Source organism: Streptomyces sp. Tu6071, from assembly GCF_000213055.1.
GTDB lineage: Bacteria > Actinomycetota > Actinomycetes > Streptomycetales > Streptomycetaceae > Streptomyces > Streptomyces evansiae.
Genome location: NZ_CM001165.1, coordinates 530202 through 545655, shown reverse-complemented (window position 1 = coordinate 545655; position 15454 = coordinate 530202). Strand labels below are relative to the sequence as shown.

General features: G+C 75.3%; 15 protein-coding genes. 4 read left to right on the top strand and 11 right to left on the bottom strand.

The window, feature by feature from the left end:
- Positions 1 to 17: 17 nt before the first annotated feature.
- The 5 genes from egtD to STTU_RS02195 form a co-directional block, all read right to left on the bottom strand.
- Positions 18 to 986, bottom strand: coding sequence for an L-histidine N(alpha)-methyltransferase (gene egtD, locus STTU_RS02215; protein WP_043253844.1), 969 nt, complete (start codon positions 984 to 986; stop codon positions 18 to 20).
- Positions 983 to 1738, bottom strand: a complete 756-nt coding sequence (egtC, locus tag STTU_RS02210; RefSeq protein ID WP_043253843.1) for an ergothioneine biosynthesis protein EgtC — start codon at positions 1736 to 1738, stop codon at positions 983 to 985. The genes egtD and egtC overlap by 4 nt, the downstream gene beginning before the upstream one ends.
- Positions 1738 to 3087: an ergothioneine biosynthesis protein EgtB gene (gene egtB, locus STTU_RS02205; protein WP_043253841.1), complete on the bottom strand. Its 1350-nt coding sequence runs from the start codon at positions 3085 to 3087 to the stop codon at positions 1738 to 1740. The genes egtC and egtB overlap by 1 nt, the downstream gene beginning before the upstream one ends.
- On the bottom strand, positions 3084 to 4406 hold the full coding sequence (gene egtA, locus STTU_RS02200; RefSeq protein WP_007819389.1) for an ergothioneine biosynthesis glutamate--cysteine ligase EgtA: 1323 nt from the start codon (positions 4404 to 4406) through the stop codon (positions 3084 to 3086). Before egtA ends, egtB begins: the two co-directional genes overlap by 4 nt.
- 340 nt (positions 4407 to 4746) lie before the next feature.
- Positions 4747 to 5220, bottom strand: a complete 474-nt coding sequence (locus STTU_RS02195; RefSeq protein WP_007819388.1) for a type II toxin-antitoxin system PemK/MazF family toxin — start codon at positions 5218 to 5220, stop codon at positions 4747 to 4749.
- A 371-nt stretch (positions 5221 to 5591) separates the two neighbouring features.
- Between STTU_RS02195 and STTU_RS02190 the strand changes: the two genes are divergently transcribed.
- Positions 5592 to 7028, top strand: a complete 1437-nt coding sequence (locus STTU_RS02190; protein ID WP_043253839.1) for an aldehyde dehydrogenase family protein — start codon at positions 5592 to 5594, stop codon at positions 7026 to 7028.
- Positions 7029 to 7200: 172 nt separating this feature from the next.
- Here STTU_RS02190 and trxA read toward each other — a convergent pair whose 3' ends face one another.
- Complete coding sequence (gene trxA / locus STTU_RS02185) at positions 7201 to 7602, bottom strand: thioredoxin (protein WP_037868693.1); 402 nt, start codon at positions 7600 to 7602, stop codon at positions 7201 to 7203.
- Positions 7603 to 7743: 141 nt separating this feature from the next.
- On the opposite strand from trxA, the gene STTU_RS02180 reads away from it, so the two are divergent.
- On the top strand, positions 7744 to 9195 hold the full coding sequence (locus STTU_RS02180) for a dihydrolipoyl dehydrogenase family protein (protein ID WP_043253836.1): 1452 nt from the start codon (positions 7744 to 7746) through the stop codon (positions 9193 to 9195).
- 60 nt (positions 9196 to 9255) lie between these two features.
- On the opposite strand, the gene STTU_RS02175 is transcribed toward STTU_RS02180, so the two are convergent.
- The 5 genes from STTU_RS02175 to pgm form a co-directional block, all read right to left on the bottom strand.
- Positions 9256 to 9696, bottom strand: a complete 441-nt coding sequence (locus STTU_RS02175) for a protein-tyrosine phosphatase family protein (RefSeq protein ID WP_043253835.1) — start codon at positions 9694 to 9696, stop codon at positions 9256 to 9258.
- Between the two features lie 187 nt (positions 9697 to 9883).
- Positions 9884 to 10048 (bottom strand): hypothetical protein, encoded by a 165-nt coding sequence (locus STTU_RS34485; RefSeq protein WP_158678764.1) that lies wholly within the window; start codon positions 10046 to 10048, stop codon positions 9884 to 9886.
- A gap of 139 nt (positions 10049 to 10187) precedes the next feature.
- Positions 10188 to 11324, bottom strand: a complete 1137-nt coding sequence (locus STTU_RS02170; protein ID WP_043253833.1) for a PrsW family intramembrane metalloprotease — start codon at positions 11322 to 11324, stop codon at positions 10188 to 10190.
- A complete protein-coding gene (locus STTU_RS02165) occupies positions 11321 to 11947 on the bottom strand; it encodes a hypothetical protein (protein ID WP_234019116.1) in 627 nt (208 codons plus the stop codon). The genes STTU_RS02170 and STTU_RS02165 overlap by 4 nt, the downstream gene beginning before the upstream one ends.
- 108 nt (positions 11948 to 12055) lie before the next feature.
- Positions 12056 to 13696 carry a phosphoglucomutase (alpha-D-glucose-1,6-bisphosphate-dependent) gene (pgm, locus tag STTU_RS02160; protein WP_007819376.1) on the bottom strand — a complete coding sequence of 547 codons (1641 nt, stop codon included), beginning with the start codon at positions 13694 to 13696 and terminating at the stop codon, positions 12056 to 12058.
- A 175-nt stretch (positions 13697 to 13871) separates the two neighbouring features.
- On the opposite strand from pgm, the gene STTU_RS02155 reads away from it, so the two are divergent.
- Both STTU_RS02155 and STTU_RS02150 read left to right on the top strand, forming a co-directional pair.
- Complete coding sequence (locus STTU_RS02155) at positions 13872 to 14333, top strand: MSMEG_6728 family protein (RefSeq protein ID WP_007819374.1); 462 nt, start codon at positions 13872 to 13874, stop codon at positions 14331 to 14333.
- A gap of 81 nt (positions 14334 to 14414) precedes the next feature.
- Positions 14415 to 15359: a D-2-hydroxyacid dehydrogenase family protein gene (locus tag STTU_RS02150; RefSeq protein ID WP_007819372.1), complete on the top strand. Its 945-nt coding sequence runs from the start codon at positions 14415 to 14417 to the stop codon at positions 15357 to 15359.
- Positions 15360 to 15454: the final 95 nt, after the last annotated feature.

Sequence of the window (15454 nt, the reverse complement as noted above, 5' to 3'; positions counted from 1 at the left end):
CGGACCTCGTGCTCGGCTCAGTCCGCCGACACGCCCCACAGCGACAGCGCGAACCGCCCCGCCCGGTCCGTCCACCACTCGGCCGGGGCGAAACCGGCCGCGGCGAGTTCGGCGCGCAATCCCTCGGGGCGGAACTTCGCCGAGATCTCCGTGCGCAGGTCCTCGCCCGCCGCGAATGGCACCGTGAGGTCGAGCGCCGGGATCTTCACCGTCATCTCGCGCAGCGCCCGCAACCGCATCTCGATCCACTCGCGCTCCGCGTCCCACACGGCGACGTGCCGGAAGGAGTCCGGATCGAAGTCGGCGCCGAGTTCACGGTTGAGGACGTGCAGCACGTTCTTGTCGAACTCGCTCGTCACGCCCGCCGCGTCGTCGTACGCGGCGAGCAGTGTCTCCTCGTCCTTCACGAGGTCCGTGCCGAGGAGCAGGAGGTCGCCGGGTGCGAGCACGGCGCGCAACGAGGCGAGGAACGCGGCCCGTTCGACGGGCAGGAGGTTGCCCAGCGTGCCGCCGAGGAAGGCGAGCAGGCGCGGGCCGGGCGTCCCGGGAAGGACGAGCGGAGCGGTGAAGTCGGCGACGAGCGCGTGGACGTCGAGCCCCTCGTGGCGCGCGGCGAGCGCCTCACCCGCCTCGCGCAACGCGCTCTCGCTCACGTCCACGGGCACGTACGCGCGCAAGTCCCGCATGGCGTCCAGGAGATGGCGCGTCTTGTCGGAGGACCCCGAGCCCAGCTCGATGAGCGTCCCGGCCCCGGAAGCGGTCGCGATCTCCTCGGCGCGGTCGAGCAGGATCTCGCGCTCGGCGCGCGTCGGGTAGTACTCGGGCAGGGTCGTGATCTCGTCGAAGAGCCGCGAACCTCGCGCATCGTAGAACCACTTGGGCGGCAGCTCCTTCGGCTTCGCCGTCAGTCCGGCGCGGACGTCGGCGCGCAGCGCCTCGCCCGTCGTGTCCACGGGCAGGGTGCGGGTCAGGGCGAACGGGCTCACTGGGTCGGCTCCTTGAGCGGGGTCAGGGCGAGGTCGGCGCGGTCGGCTTCCAGCAGGGTCAGGTCGGGGACCGTGCGCCAGGCGGGGTCGTCGTCGTACGGCTCCGAGGCGACCACCACGAGTCCGGGCGCGCGCAGGTACGTGAGCGTGTCGCCCCACGCGGTCGCGACGATCCGCTCCCCGTCCGTCATGAGGAGGTTGAGCCGCGCCCCCGGCGCGGCCTCGGCGACCTCCGTGACGGTCTCCGCGAGGGCTTCCCCCGGCGGTGCCCCGGCATCGAGCCGCCGCCGCACGAGCGCCCACACGAACGCGGCGTCGCAGCGCGCCTCCAGGCCGAGCAGCAGCCGCGCGGGCAGCCCGGGGACGAGCGGCGTGAGACTCTCCGGCCAGCCCGGCACCGCGCCGTTGTGGCTGAAGAGCCAGCGTCCCGCCGTGTACGGCGCGCTCGCCGCCTCGTCGTCCGGTCCGGGCTCCGTCGCGTCCCGTACGGCGGCGAGCAGCGCCCGGCTCCGCACGACGCGGCACAGATCCCGCACCCCGGGGTCGCCCCACAGCGGTCCCGGCCGCCGGTAGCGGGCCGGGACCGGATCACCGTCCGCGTACCAACCCACCCCGAAACCATCGGCGTTGACCGTCCCGTGCCGCTGCGCGCGCGGCGCCCAGGACTGCCGGTGCAGCCCGTGCGGCGGGAGGAGAAGCCGGGTGCCGAGCGCCTCGGGCGCCTCGCTCAGCACCGCCACGTGCCGGCACATCAGGAGCCCTCGCCGGGAGCGGCGTCGCGCGCGGTGCGGAAGCCCGCGAAGATCTGCCGCCGGACCGGGTAGTCCCAGTTGCGGAAGGTACCGCGCACGGCGACCTCGTCCGCGCCGAAGGAACCCCCGCGCAGCACCTTGTACTCCGGGCCGAAGAACACCTCCGAGTACTCCTTGTACGGGTACGTCACGAAGCCCGGGTACGGCAGGAAGTCGCTCGCCGTCCACTCCCACACGTCCCCGATCAACTGCCGCACACCGTAGGGCGACTCGCCCTCCGGGTAGCTGCCCGCCGGGGCCGGGCGCAGGTGCCGCTGACCGAGGTTGGCGTGCCGGGGGCCCGGCGCCCCGTCGCCCCACGGGAAGCGCCGCGCCCGCCCGGTCGCCGGGTCGTGCCGGGCCGCCTTCTCCCACTCGGCCTCCGTGGGCAGCCTGCGCCCTGCCCAGCGCGCGAACGCGTCCGCCTCGTACCAGCTCACGTGCACGACGGGCTCCTCGTCCCGCACCGGCTCGACGTGCCCGAAGCGCCGCCGCAGCCACGTACTGCCCTCGCGCCGCCAGAACAGCGGCGCGCGCAGGTTCTGTGCGCGCACGAACCGCCACCCCTCGGGGTGCCACCAGCGCCGCTCCTCGTAGCCGCCGTCCGCGAGGAACGCGGCGTACCGCCCGCACGTGACGGGCGTCGTGTCGAGCCAGAAGGAGGGGACGTTCCGCCGGTGCGCGGGGCGTTCGTTGTCGAGCGCCCACGGTTCCGTGGACGTGCCCATCGTGAACTCACCGCCCGGGACGAGGACTTCGGCGGGTACGCCGCTCGCGTCCGCCGGGGCGGGGTCGGGCGCCCGGAGCACCGGGGGGCCCGAGCGGAGCTGGTGCGTGATGAGCATCGTCTCGTCGTGCTGCTGCTCGTGCTGGGCCACCATGCCGAAGGCGAAACCCGCCTCCGTGAGCCCCGCGCCGAAGTCCCCGCCGCCGAACCGCGCCCCCTCGAGCAGATCGAAGACCCGCCCGCGCACCTCGGCCGCGTACCGCCGCGCCTCCCCGGGCGGCAGCAGCGGCAGCGACGGCCGCTCGGCGCGCGGGTGCTCGAAGGCGTCGTACAGCGGGTCGATGTCCGGCCGCATCGCGTCCCGCCCCGCGACCGCGCGCAGCAGCCACAGCTCCTCCTGGTTGCCGATGTGCGCGAGGTCCCACACGAGCGGCGACATGAGCGGCGAGTGCTGCGCCACGAGGTCCGGCTCGTCCACCGCGTCGGTGAGCAGCGCGGTACGGGCGCGGGCGGCGCTCAGGCTGCGCAGGGCGAGGTCGCGCAGCGCCTCCGCGTCCTGGCCGGGTTCCTGTACAGCGGTCATGACACCACGTCCTTCCTGCCGCGCGGGGCCGTCGTGCCCCACAGGCCCGGCGCTTCGGCGAGCGAGTCGAAGGGATGGGCGAGCAGGTCGTCGGCGGGGCAGCGGCCCCGCGCCACGTACCGCTCGGTGAAACCGGCGACGAGGGCGCGCAGCGCGGACGGCGCGCCGAGCCGGTCCAGCGCCCCGGCCGCGGCCTCGAAGCACGCGCGCGCCGCCCCCGCGAGACCGGGGTCCGTGAGCCCGTCGCGCGCCGCGGTGAGCCACAGCGGCGAGCGCGGTGGCGGTACCTCGCCGAGCCGCGCCGAGAGCGGCGCGACCGCCCGGTACGCGGCCTCGGCCGCCTCCTCGTCGTCGAAGAGCGCGCCGACCACGGCGAGCGGCACCGCCCAGCCGTCCTCGCCCGGCTGCGCGTCGATCATCCGCAGCTCCAGGTGCCCGCGCGCCCGCACCGGCGGGAAGAGCGTCGAGACGTGGTAGTCGAGATCGGCCGCGACGGGCGCCCGCCCGGCCCCCTCCGCCCGTACGCCCTCGCGCGCCCACGCGCGCAGCGTGAGCCCCTCGGGCAGGGGCCAGGGGCCCTCGTCGGCCCGTACGCACATGACCGGGGTGTCCAGGACGTGCCGGCTCCACGCCGTCCGCGCGTCCGTGCCGAGCGGGGGTGCCGCCGTGCGGCCCGGTTCGATCGCCGCCCACAGCGCCTGCCGCGTCGAGCGCCAGCCGGTGGCGCGCCCGGCGAGGAAGGGGGAATTGGCGAAGGCCGCGACGAGGACGGGGCCGAGCAGGTGGGCCAGGCGCCAGCGGCGCTCGAAGCCCAGCGGACCGGGGCCGGGGAGCCCCGCGTCCACGCACACCTGCACCGAGGCGGAGCAGCACATCATCGCCCGCCCCGACGAGCCGGTGCGGTCGAGCACCCGCTCCATCGCCTCGTACCGGGGCTCGCGCAGCCGCCGCAGCGGGGCGCGCCAGGGATCGGTGGCCGTGCCGGTGAGGGCGAGCCCGAGCGGGGCGAGGGCCACCCGTACGGCGGCGAGATCCTCGCGCATCGCCTCCCAGCAGGCGCCGAGCGAGGGGGCGGGCAGTGAGCTGAGTTCCAGTTGCCCGCCGGGTTCCACGGTGAGCGGCGCGGAGAGCCGCAGGGCCCGCACGGCGGCGAGCGCCTTTTCGTACTCCGCGGCGCTCAGGACGTGACCGGGCCGCTCGGGCGCGTGCACCAGCCACTCCACCTCGACCCCGACCGCACGCGGCGGCCCGGTCTTGAAACAGACGCCGCGTACCAGGGCCTCCAGCTCGGCCCCGCTCACGGCCACCTCGTCCGGCATCGCGTCCTCCGCTCGGGCCCTCACAAGTTCCCGTACAAGTCCCTGTGCGAAGCCTCAAGCCAAGACCAGCCCTCGGCATCCCACAAGGGCACAGGGCGGCCCGCACCGCCGCCGAACGGGTGAAGCAGCGCTTTTCAGCCCTTTGTGGGGGTGAGGTGGCCGGGGGAGGGGGCGCGGGCGGGAGCGGCTGTTGCGGGGTGCCGGGGAGCGCGGGGTGCCGGGGGGCCATGGGCCGATGCCGTGCCCCGGCCGTCGGGCACCGGCTGACACCTCGCCCCCGGCCCCCGCGCCCCGCTCCCGGCCGCGCCCCGCTCCCGGGCCCCGCCCCGCCTCCGCGCCCTCAGTGCCAGCCGTACCGCTCGCGCAGCCGTCCGACGACCGTGTTGAAGCGCATCCGGTCGAGCGCGCAGGCTTCGCGCCGCATCCCCTCCTCGTGCAGCCGCAGGACGCGGTGCAGGGCGACCCAGGAGTCGCGGCCCGTGCGGTCCCAGGGGCCGCTGCCGAGGAAGACCCAGTCGCGGTCGCCCGAGTGCGGCTTGCTGGAGAGCTGGACGGCGAGCAGCGTGCCCGCCTCCTCGCGGGCGACGACGAGCACCGGGCGGTCCTTGCCGCGCCCGTCGTTCTCGCGGTAGGGCACCCAGGTCCACACGATCTCGCCCGGGTCCGGGTCCCCGTCGTGCGCGGGCGCGTACGAGGTGTGCACGCGGCCCACCCCGGCGGCGTCCGCCTCGCTCGTCGCGTGCGCGCCGAAACGGCCCGGCACCACGCTCTCGTCCGCCGGTCCCGGCGCCTGATCATCCGTGAAAGCAGTCACCGGCACACCGTAGTTGCCGCCCCTCCGCGCTCCCGCACCGCGTCCGGCGCCGGGCGGTGCGCGGCGGTGTGCGGAAGGCTCCGCCAACTCGGCTGATTCGCAAGGTCGGAGGGAATGCTTCCGGTGAGAGGGGGGAGAAGGGCGGGTTGCCGACCGCCGGTCGTGAGCGCGGCGGAACCCATGGCCCACGGTCAACTGTCTTGGCTAGGATGATCGTTGCTCGACCAGATCTGACCGGTTGTGAGCATTCGGCAGCGAGTCGGTGGTTCCGCGCGCCCTCCCCCCACCACGCGAACCCGGTGCCGCCGTGTGCCTCGGCCTCCCCGCCTGCCGGGGACCACCCCGGACCACACCGACTGGAGACGCACCCGATGCCCCTGCTCGATCCCGCCGCCTGGCAGCCCCGTCCGCTCTCGGGCGCCGAGCACCCCGTCACCGAGCCCGCCACCGGTGACACGCTGGGCCACTACCGCCTCGCCACCACCGGGGACCTGGCCGACGCGGCACGCGTCGCCGACGCCGCCCGCCACACCTGGGCCGCCCGCCCCCACGCGGAGCGCGCGGCCGTACTGCGGCGCGCGGGCGAACTGTTCACCGCGCACGCGGCGGAACTGCGCGACTGGATCGTGCGGGAGACCGGATCGATCCCGGGCAAGGCCGACTTCGAACTGCGCGTGGCCGCCGAGGAGTGCTTCGAGGCCGCCGCGCTCGCCTCGCGCCCGCTCGGCCAGGTGCTCCCCTCGGAGGCGCCCCGGCTCTCGTACACGCGCCGCGTCCCCGTGGGCGTCGTCGGCGTCATCGCGCCCTTCAACGTGCCGCTCGTCCTCGCGATCCGCTCCGTCGCGCCCGCGCTCGCCCTCGGCAACGCCGTGCTCCTCAAGCCCGATCCGCGCACCGCCGTCAGCGGCGGCCTCGCCCTCGCCGCCGTGTTCGCCGCCGCCGGGCTCCCCGAGGATGTCCTGCACGTCCTGCCGGGGGACGCCTCGATGGGCCAGGCCCTCGTGGCCGATCCCCGCGTCCCCGTCCTCTCCTTCACCGGGTCCACCACGGCGGGCCGCGCGGTCGGCGAGGCCGCCGGGCGCCACCTCACCCGCGCGCACCTCGAACTCGGCGGCAACTCGGCGCTGATCGTGCGCGAGGACGCCGACATCGACGCCGTCATATCCACCGCCGCCTGGGGCTCCTTCTTCCACCAGGGACAGGTCTGCATGACCACCGGGCGGCACCTCGTGCACGCCTCGCTCTACGACGAGTACGTGGCCCGGCTCGCCGCCAAGGCCGACTCGCTCGGCGTCGGCGATCCCTACCGCGAGCAGGTCCACCTCGGGCCGGTCATCGACCAGGGCCAGCTCGGCAGGATCCACCGCCTCGTCGAGGCGAGCACCGCGCGTGGCGCCAGACTCGCCGCGGGCGGCACCCACGAGGGCCTCTTCTACCGGCCCACGGTCCTCGCCGACGTCGACGAGGACACCCCGGCCTACACCGAGGAGGTCTTCGGGCCCGTCGCGCCCGTACGGTCCTTCGCCGACGACGACGAGGCCGTCAAGCTCGCCGCCGCGAGCCCCTACGGACTCGCGCTCGGCATCGTCACGCGCGACACCGCGCGCGGCCTCGAACTCGCCGAGCGCGTCCCGACCGGGATCGTCCACATCAACGACCAGACCGTCAACGACGAGGCGGTCGCCCCCTTCGGCGGCCTCGGCGCCTCCGGCACCGGCGCCCGCTTCGGCGGCGAGGCCAACCTCGACGCCTTCACCGAGACGCGGTGGACGACCGTACGCGCGGACGTGGCGGGCTACCCCTTCTGAGGAAGTTCCCGCGCGGCTCCCCCGGTGGCGGGGGCACAGGTGCGCGAAAAAACCACCCCCTCTCACCCGAACGGGTGAGAGGGGGTGGTCCGGGACCACGGGAGACCGGTACGGAAGGGGGGTGTTCCGGCCCTCGCGCGGACCCCGGTCCTGGTGCCGTCGCCGGCGTGGCTCAGGCGGACTCGCCCGGCTGCGGGGACTCCCCGCCCGTCGACTTCTCGGCCTCGGCGATCGACTTGCGGACCTCGTCCATGTCGAGCGCCCGCGCCTGCCCGATGACGTCCTGGAGCGCGGCCTCCGGCAGCGCGCCCGGCTGGGCGAAGACCGCGACCTGGTCGCGGACGATCATCAGCGTCGGAATCGACTGGATACCGAAGGCGGCGGCCAGTTCGGGCTGTGCCTCGGTGTCGATCTTCCCGTAGACGAGGTCCTGGTTCTCCTCGGACGACTTCTCGTAGACCGGGGCGAAGGAGCGGCAGGGACCGCACCAGGACGCCCAGAAATCGATCAGGACGAACTCGTTGTCCGTCACGGTCTGGTCGAAATTCTCCTTGGTCAGCTCCACAGTGGGCATGCTTCTCCTACTTCCTGGTCTGTCCTGGCACATCGATACGGCCCGGATGCGAACCCGTCAGGACAACGGTGCCGCGTCAGGGCGTATTCCGTCCCCGCTACCCCCGTGGCGAGGACGCACACACTTCGACAGACTGGAGTCATGACGGACACCGGAACCGAGGCCGAGCAGCAGACCTACGACGTCGTGGTGGTGGGCGCGGGCCCCGTCGGCGAGAACGCCGCCGACCGCACCCGCTCCGCGGGCCTGAGCACCGTGATCGTGGAGAGCGAACTCGTCGGCGGCGAGTGCTCCTACTGGGCCTGCATGCCCAGCAAGGCGCTCCTGCGCCCCGTACTCGCACAGGCCGACGCCCGACGCCTGCCCGGCCTCGCGCAGCAGGTCACCTGGCCCCTCGAAGCGGGCCCCGTGCTCGCGCGCAGGGACTCCTTCACCTCGCACTGGAAGGACGGCGGGCAGGTCGAGTGGCTCGACTCGGTCGACGTGCCCCTCGTCCGCGGCCACGGACGGCTCGACGGGCCGAAAACCGTCGCCGTCACGACCCCCGAGGGCACCGTCAGACGGCTCACGGCACGGCACGCCGTCGTCCTCGCGACCGGCAGCCGCGCCAAGCTCCCGCCCCTCCCGGGGATCGACGAGGCGAAACCGTGGACGAGCCGTGAGGCCACGAGCGCCCAGCAGGTGCCCGGCAGGCTCGCGATCGTCGGCGGCGGCGTCGTCGCCGTCGAGATGGCCACGGCCTGGCGCGGCCTCGGCGCGCACGTCACCCTGCTCGTCCGCGGCGAGGGCCTCCTCGACCGCCTGGAGCCGTTCGCCGGGGAACTCCTCGCCAAGCAGCTCGCCGAGCACGGCGTCGACATCCGCCCCCGCACCTCCGTCGCCGAGGTCTCCCGCCCCGGCGGCACCGGAACGGTCTCGCTGACCCTCGGGGACGGCTCGACCCTGGAGGCCGACGAAGTCCTCTTCGCCACGGGCCGCGCCCCGCGCAGCGAGGACCTCGGCCTGGAGACGGTGGACCTGGAGCCCGGCGCCTGGCTGGAGTCGGACGACAGCTGCCGCGTCCCCGGCACCGACTGGCTCTACTCCGTCGGCGACCTCAACCACCGCGCGCTCCTCACCCACCAGGGCAAGTACCAGGCCCGCGTCGCGGGCACGGCGATCGCCGCCCGCGCGAAGGGGGAGACGGTCGACACCGCGCCCTGGTCCCCGGCGCAGACCACCGCCGACCACGCGGCCGTCCCGCAGGTCGTCTTCACCGATCCCGAGATCGCGGCGGTCGGCCTGACCCTCGCGGAGGCCGAGGCGGCGGGCCACCGCGTGCGCGCCGTGGACCAGGAGATCGGCTCCGTCGCGGGCGCCGCCCTCTACGCCGACGGCTACACGGGCCGCGCCCGCCTGATCGTCGACGAGGACCACGGCTTCCTGCGCGGCGCCACCTTCGTCGGCCCCGGCGTGAGCGAACTCCTCCACTCCGCGACGATCGCGATCGCGGGCGAGGTCCCCCTCGCCCGCCTGTGGCACGCGGTCCCGTCCTACCCGACGATCAGCGAGGTGTGGCTGCGGCTCCTGGAGGCGTACCGGGACGGAAGCTGACGACCGGGAGGGGGACGGGGCGGGGAGGGTACGGGCCCGTTCCCGCGCCCTCCCGGCCGATCAGGCCGCCCCCGCCCCGTACCGTCGCACGAAGCGCCGCTGCCACGGCGTCTCGACGGCGCGCGGGTGGTAACCGGCCCGTACGTACGCGACCGCCTCGCGCGCCGGGACCCCGTCCAGCACCGCGAGGCACGCGAGGGCCGTGCCGGTGCGCCCGATCCCGCCCCCGCACGCGAACTCGACCCGCTCCCCGGCGGCCCGGGACAGCGCCTCGCGCAACACCGCCGCGAACGCCGGGCGATCGCTGGGGAGCCGAAAATCCGGCCACCGGACCCACCGCGCCTCCCACGCAGTCACGCCCGGGTCGCGCCCCAGTAGATACACCCCGAACTCCGCCCCCACGCCCGCCGGCTCCCCATCCCGCAACCCCCGCCCCCGCACCAGCACCCCCGACGGCAACCGCAACACCCCACGCCCCGCCACGTCCCACGTCGTCACCATGCCCGTACGGTACGGGCCGGGGGGGCCGGCCTCACCCAGGGGGCGGCCCGGCGCCGGGCGATCGCGAGGCGGTACGGAAACAGGGAAAGCGGCCTGCGCGAAAGGGCGCTGGGGATGCTCGCGCCGCGGTGGAGTGGGACGCGGGGCGTTCGGTGCGGGCGCGCCGCCCCCGTTCCCGCCTGTCGGCTCAGCCCGCCCGTGCCTCCGCCCGGGCCGGGGTGGCCGGGGTCTCCAGGGGGCAGGGGGCCTCGCGGTTCAGTGCGTCGCGGTGGACCAGCTCGGGGATCTCCCCGCCGGGACCGGGGTCGCCCGTGCTGAAGGTACCGCCGCACGGACACGTAGCCGATGCCATGAGTCTTCCCTTCGCAGAATCTGGGCGATCCTATGCCCCGCCGGAGCCCGCGTCATGCACCTTCCGCCGGACGGGCGAGAGCCCGGGGAAAGCCCCGGCGCGCCGGGCGGCACGGGCGTACCGTACGCGCCCGCCGCCTTCAGTAGCCCTCGACGCCCGAAGGGACGTACCGCGCCTCGGCCACCCGGGCCCGCGCCGCCGCCTCGAAGGCCGGGCGCGGGCAGCCCGTGCCCGCGCGCTCCTCCAGGAGGTCGAGCTGGGCCACCATGAGCCGCGCGTACCGCTCCCGTTCCGCCCCCTGCGGCACCGCCGCCCGCACCCGGCGGCGCCCGCGCCGGGTCAGCAGGCGGTCCGCGCCCGGCGCGACCCCCGGCGCACGCAACTCGGCCCGCGCACGGTGCCGGTAGGCGTGCCGCAGGACGATCCAGAAGCTGCCCGCGACGAGGAAGTCGAACGCCGCCTTGACGCCCGTGCCGAGCCCTCCGCCGAGGAACGGCGCGTTGAAGAGCCAGTGCATCCCCACCGCCGTCAGCACGCACGCCGCCGCCCCCGCGCGCCGCCGCCGCGCGGGCCCCGGCGAACGGCTCAGCAGCAGGCCCACACCCGTCCCCGCGACCGCCGACATCGTCCAGTGCGAGCCGAGGCCCGTGTACAGGACCCGCCCCACCACGGACTGGAGCGCCGCGTCACCGGGCGTGGTGCCGCCCGTCCCGACGATGCCGTTGAGCGCGTACGTCCAGTTCTCCGCCATCTGGAAGCCGAGTCCCACGAGCGCCCCGAGCACCCAGCCGTCCAGTGGCCCGCGCATCCGCGCGGGGAACGCCACGCCGAGCAGCACGATGCCCGCCGTCTTGATGCCCTCCTCGTTGAGCGGCGCGGTCAGCGCCGCGCCCCACGAGGACGCGAAGTCGACCCCGGCGGTGCGCGACCACACCGCCGAGAGCCCGCCGTTGGCGAGCAGCGCGCACCCCGTCGCCGCCGTGGCCCCCCAGGCGACCCCCGCCCAGCTCCACTTCCGGGGCGGCGTGCGCACCGGGCGCACCCGGCGCAGCAGCGTGAAGGCGACGTACAGCACGACCGCGAGGAGGAAGGCGGACAGGAGGGCGGGCCCGGGGAAGGCCCGAGCGGTGCCGGAGAAGTTCCAGACGAGGACGCCGAGCCCGAAGAGGCAGAGGACGACGATCGCCGCGCCGAGGCGGCGGCGCGCCGCCCAGGCCCGTACCTCCCTGAACCGCGCGGGCGCGGGGGCCGGTGCGGTGGCCGGTGGGGCGCTCACGCCGCACCGCCCTCGAAACGGGCGCTGCGCGCCAGCGCGTACCCGTCCCGCAGCGCCTCCCGCTCCGCGCCGCGCCCGCCGAGCACCACGACCGTCACGGCGAAGTCCTCGCCCGGCGCGGCGAAGGCGAAGGCGCGTCCCGCGCGCCCGCCCTGCTCGGCGCTCCCGGTCCGCCCCGGGCGGCCCTCCGCCGTACGGGCCCTCTCGGGCGCCCCGAGGCGCGAGCCCGCGTCCGAGGCCCGCAGCACGTCCCGCAGCCCCGGCCACAGCCGTCCCGCCGCCTCGGTCGTGAGCAGGTCGACGCGGCTCGCCCTGACCCGTACCCCCGCGCGGCTGAGCAGATAGCCGCTGTCCGGGTCGCTCGCGGAGCGGGACAGCTCCCAGCCGCCCCCGCGCACTTGCAGGACCACCCGCCCCGCGCCCTCGGGGCCGATCGTGAGCCGCGCCCCGGCCCGTACGCCCTCCTCGTCGGGCAGCGCCCGCGCGACGAGCGGCCACCCGGCGGCGAGCGCCACGACGGTCGCGAGCGCGAGGAACACGGCGGCGGGCCGCAGACGGGTCCCGGGGACGACCGGTCCTGCGGGCGGCGGCGGGTGCACGGGCGTGTGCGCGGGACTGGGCATACGCCACTGTGGGCACGGGCCCGGGGACGCCGCGCGGGCGGTACGGCCGTACGGTCGACAAGCGGCACCGAACCGGGGACGGGGGCCCGTGCGGGCCCCCGTCCCGGCTCACCCCTTCAGGGCGTCGCCCACGACCCCCTTCGCCTCTTCCTGCACGAGTGCGAGGTGCTTCGGGCCGCGGAAGGACTCCGCGTAGATCTTGTAGACGTCCTCGGTGCCGCTGGGGCGGGCCGCGAACCAGGCGTTCTCGGTCGTGACCTTGATGCCGCCGAGCGGGGCCCCGTTGCCGGGGGCCTCCGTGAGGACGGCGGTGACGGGCTCGCCCGCGAGGGTGTCCGCGGTGATCTGCGCGGGCGAGAGCTTGGCGAGCACCGCCTTCTCCTCGCGGGTCGCGGGCGCGTCGATACGGGCGTAGGCGGGATCGCCGAAACGCGCCGTCAGCTCCGCGTACCGCTCCGAGGGCGTCTGCCGGGTGACGGCGAGGATCTCGGAGGCGAGGAGCGCGAGGAGGATGCCGTCCTTGTCGGTGGTCCACACCGAGCCGTCCTTGCGCAAGAACGAGGCGCCCGCCGACTCCTCGCCGCCGAAGCCGAGCGAGCCGTCGAGCAGCCCGTCCACGAACCACTTGAATCCGACGGGAACCTCGACGAGCCGCCGTCCCAGCTCGCCCGCGACCCGGTCGATCATGGACGAGGACACGAGCGTCTTGCCGATCCCCGCCGTCGCGGACCACTGGGGGCGGTGCGCGTAGAGGTAGCCGATCGCGACGGACAGGTAGTGGTTGGGGTTCATGAGCCCCGCGTCCGGCGTGACGATGCCGTGCCGGTCGGCGTCCGCGTCGTTGCCCGTCGCGAGCTGGTAGCGCTCGCGCTGCGCGATGAGCGAGGCCATCGCGTACGGCGAGGAGCAGTCCATGCGGATCTTGCCGTCCCAGTCGAGCGTCATGAAGCGCCACGTGGGATCGGTGTGCGGGTTGACGACCGTGAGGTCGAGCCCGTGGCGCTCGGCGATGCGTCCCCAGTACGCGACCGAGGCGCCGCCGAGCGGGTCGGCGCCGATGCGCACACCCGCGGCGCGCACCGCCTCCAGGTCCACCACCGTCGGCAGGTCCTCGACGTAGGTGCCGAGGAAGTCGTACCGCTCCGTCGTGTCGGCGGCGAGCGCCCGGGTGTACGGGATGCGCCGGACATCCTTCAGGCCGTCCGCGATGATCCGGTTGGCGCGCTCCTGGATCCAGCCGGTCGCCTCGGAGCCGGCGGGGCCGCCGCTCGGCGGGTTGTACTTGAAACCGCCGTCCCCCGGCGGGTTGTGCGAGGGCGTCACGACGACGCCGTCCGCGAGGTCGCGCTCGCGGCCCTTGTTCCAGCGCAGGATCGCGTGCGAGACGGCGGGGGTCGGCGTGTAGCCGTCGTCCGCGTCGATCAGCACCCGTACGTCGTTCGCCGCGAACACCTCCAGGGCGGTGACCCGCGCGGGCTCCGAGAGCGCGTGCGTGTCGGCGCCGAGGAAGAGCGGGCCCGTGGTGCCCTGCCGGGTCCGGTACTCGCAGATGGCCTGGCTCGTGGCCGCGATGTGGTCCTCGTTGAAGGCGGTGTTCAGCGAGGAGCCGCGGTGCCCGGAGGTGCCGAAGGCGACCTTCTGGTCCACGTCCGCCGGGTCCGGGTGGAGGGCGTAGTAGGACGTCACCAGCGCGGGGATGTCGGTCAGGTCCTCGGGCAGCGCGGGCTGTCCTGCTCTGTCGTGGGGCATGTGCCACTCCTCGTCGTGGTTCGGCCGCGGTCGCAAGGGCGCGGGTTCGCTGCGGGGGACGGTCCGCCCCCATCATTCAGCGTCCCGCCCCACCCCCGCACCTGCCCCGCCCGCGCCCGGGCGACGCGGACCCCGCCGGAGTGTGCCCGGCGGCACAGCGCGGTAGGAACGCCGCATGCAGACCTTTCTGCCCTTCTCCGGTTTCCGGGACACCGCCCGCGTCCTCGACCGCCGTCGCCTCGGCAAGCAGCGCGTCGAGACGCTTCAGGTGCTGCGCGGCCTCACCGTCCCCGGCCACGGCTGGCGCCATCACCCGGCGGTGGCCATGTGGCGCGGGTACGAGGAGGCGCTCGTCCGGTACGGGCTCGACATGAGCGCGGCCTGGACGGCGCTCGGCTTCGCCGACACCGTGGCGGCCTCGCTGCGCGCCGACCTGACGGCCTCCCGGGCGGTCCGCCGGGTCCGCACCCAGCCCGTCCTCGCCCGCGCGGGCGAACTGCCCCCGTGGCTCGGCACCCCCGCCTTCCACCTGAGCCACCGCTCGGCCCTCGTCCGCAAGGACCCGGACCACTACGCGCCCCTCTTCCCCGGCGTCCCCGACGACCTCCCCTACGTATGGCCCGAGTCGGACCGGTGACCTGCGCGGACGCCCGGCGCCCCGCGCCGGGCCCGGGTCGTAGGGTGAACGCGGCCACCGGCACCGAGGGAAGGAACACCCGTGCGCATCGCCGTCCTCGACGACTACCAGCACGTCGCCCACCGCTACGCGGACTGGCAGGCGCTCGGCGCGGACGTGGAGTTCCTGCACCAGCACCTCGCTGACACCGAGGACGTCGTCGCCGCGCTCGCCGACGCGGACGTGGTAGTCGCGATGCGCGAGCGGACGCCGTTCCCGCGCGAACGCCTCGCCCGGCTGCCGAAGCTGCGACTGCTCGTCACGACCGGCATGGCCAACGCGTCGATCGACCTCGAAGCCGCCCGCGAACTGGGCATCGCCGTGTGCGGCACGCGGAGCCCCGTCTCGGCGACCCCCGAACTGACGTGGGGCCTGATCCTCTCGCTCGTACGGCAGATCCCCGCCGAGGCCGCGGGGATGCGTGCGGGGGAGTGGCAGCACACCGTGGGCGGGGACCTCGACGGGCGCGTCCTCGGTGTCGTCGGGCTCGGGCGGCTCGGCGCGCGCGTCGCCGCGATCGGCCGCGCCTTCGGCATGCGCGTCCTCGCCTGGAGCGAGAACCTCGACCCGGAGCACGCCCGCTCCCTCGGCACCGAGCCGGTCGCCAAGCGCGAACTCTTCGCCGCGGCCGACGTCGTGACGGTGCACTACAAGCTGAGCCCGCGCTCGGCGGGCCTCGTGGGCGCGGAGGAACTCTCCTGGATGCGCCCCTCCGCGTACCTCGTCAACACCTCGCGCGGCCCGCTCGTCGACACGACGGCACTCGTCGCCGCGCTCCACGAGGGCCGCCTCGCGGGCGCCGGGCTCGACGTCTACGACACCGAGCCGCTGCCGGCCGATCACCCCTTGCGCACCGCGCCGGGCACGGTCCTCACGCCGCACCTGGGCTACGTCACCGAGGGCACGTACGAGGTCTTCTACGGGCAGGCCGCCGAGGCGGTACGGGCGTGGGCGGACGGGGCGCCGGTGCGGGTGCTGGCGGGCTGAGGCGCCGGATCAGCGCGGGCACCCGCGAGGTGTTCTGCCGCCGGGCAGTCGCGGTGGGGCGGGCCGGGGCGCGGGGGCGGGTGCTCGTCCGGGAG

What these genes read in the sequence shown, in the direction of transcription:
- egtC (WP_043253843.1), bottom strand. Translation starts at nt 1,738, where the DNA reads ATGTGCCGGCACGTGGCGGTGCTGAGCGAGGCGCCCGAGGCGCTCGGC.
- egtB (WP_043253841.1), bottom strand. Translation starts at nt 3,087, where the DNA reads ATGACCGCTGTACAGGAACCCGGCCAGGACGCGGAGGCGCTGCGCGAC.
- egtA (WP_007819389.1), bottom strand. Translation starts at nt 4,406, where the DNA reads ATGCCGGACGAGGTGGCCGTGAGCGGGGCCGAGCTGGAGGCCCTGGTA.
- STTU_RS02190 (WP_043253839.1), top strand. Translation starts at nt 5,592, where the DNA reads ATGCCCCTGCTCGATCCCGCCGCCTGGCAGCCCCGTCCGCTCTCGGGC.
- trxA (WP_037868693.1), bottom strand. Translation starts at nt 7,602, where the DNA reads ATGCCCACTGTGGAGCTGACCAAGGAGAATTTCGACCAGACCGTGACG.
- STTU_RS02180 (WP_043253836.1), top strand. Translation starts at nt 7,744, where the DNA reads ATGACGGACACCGGAACCGAGGCCGAGCAGCAGACCTACGACGTCGTG.
- STTU_RS02175 (WP_043253835.1), bottom strand. Translation starts at nt 9,696, where the DNA reads ATGGTGACGACGTGGGACGTGGCGGGGCGTGGGGTGTTGCGGTTGCCG.
- STTU_RS34485 (WP_158678764.1), bottom strand. Translation starts at nt 10,048, where the DNA reads ATGGCATCGGCTACGTGTCCGTGCGGCGGTACCTTCAGCACGGGCGAC.
- STTU_RS02165 (WP_234019116.1), bottom strand. Translation starts at nt 11,947, where the DNA reads ATGCCCAGTCCCGCGCACACGCCCGTGCACCCGCCGCCGCCCGCAGGA.
- pgm (WP_007819376.1), bottom strand. Translation starts at nt 13,696, where the DNA reads ATGCCCCACGACAGAGCAGGACAGCCCGCGCTGCCCGAGGACCTGACC.
- STTU_RS02155 (WP_007819374.1), top strand. Translation starts at nt 13,872, where the DNA reads ATGCAGACCTTTCTGCCCTTCTCCGGTTTCCGGGACACCGCCCGCGTC.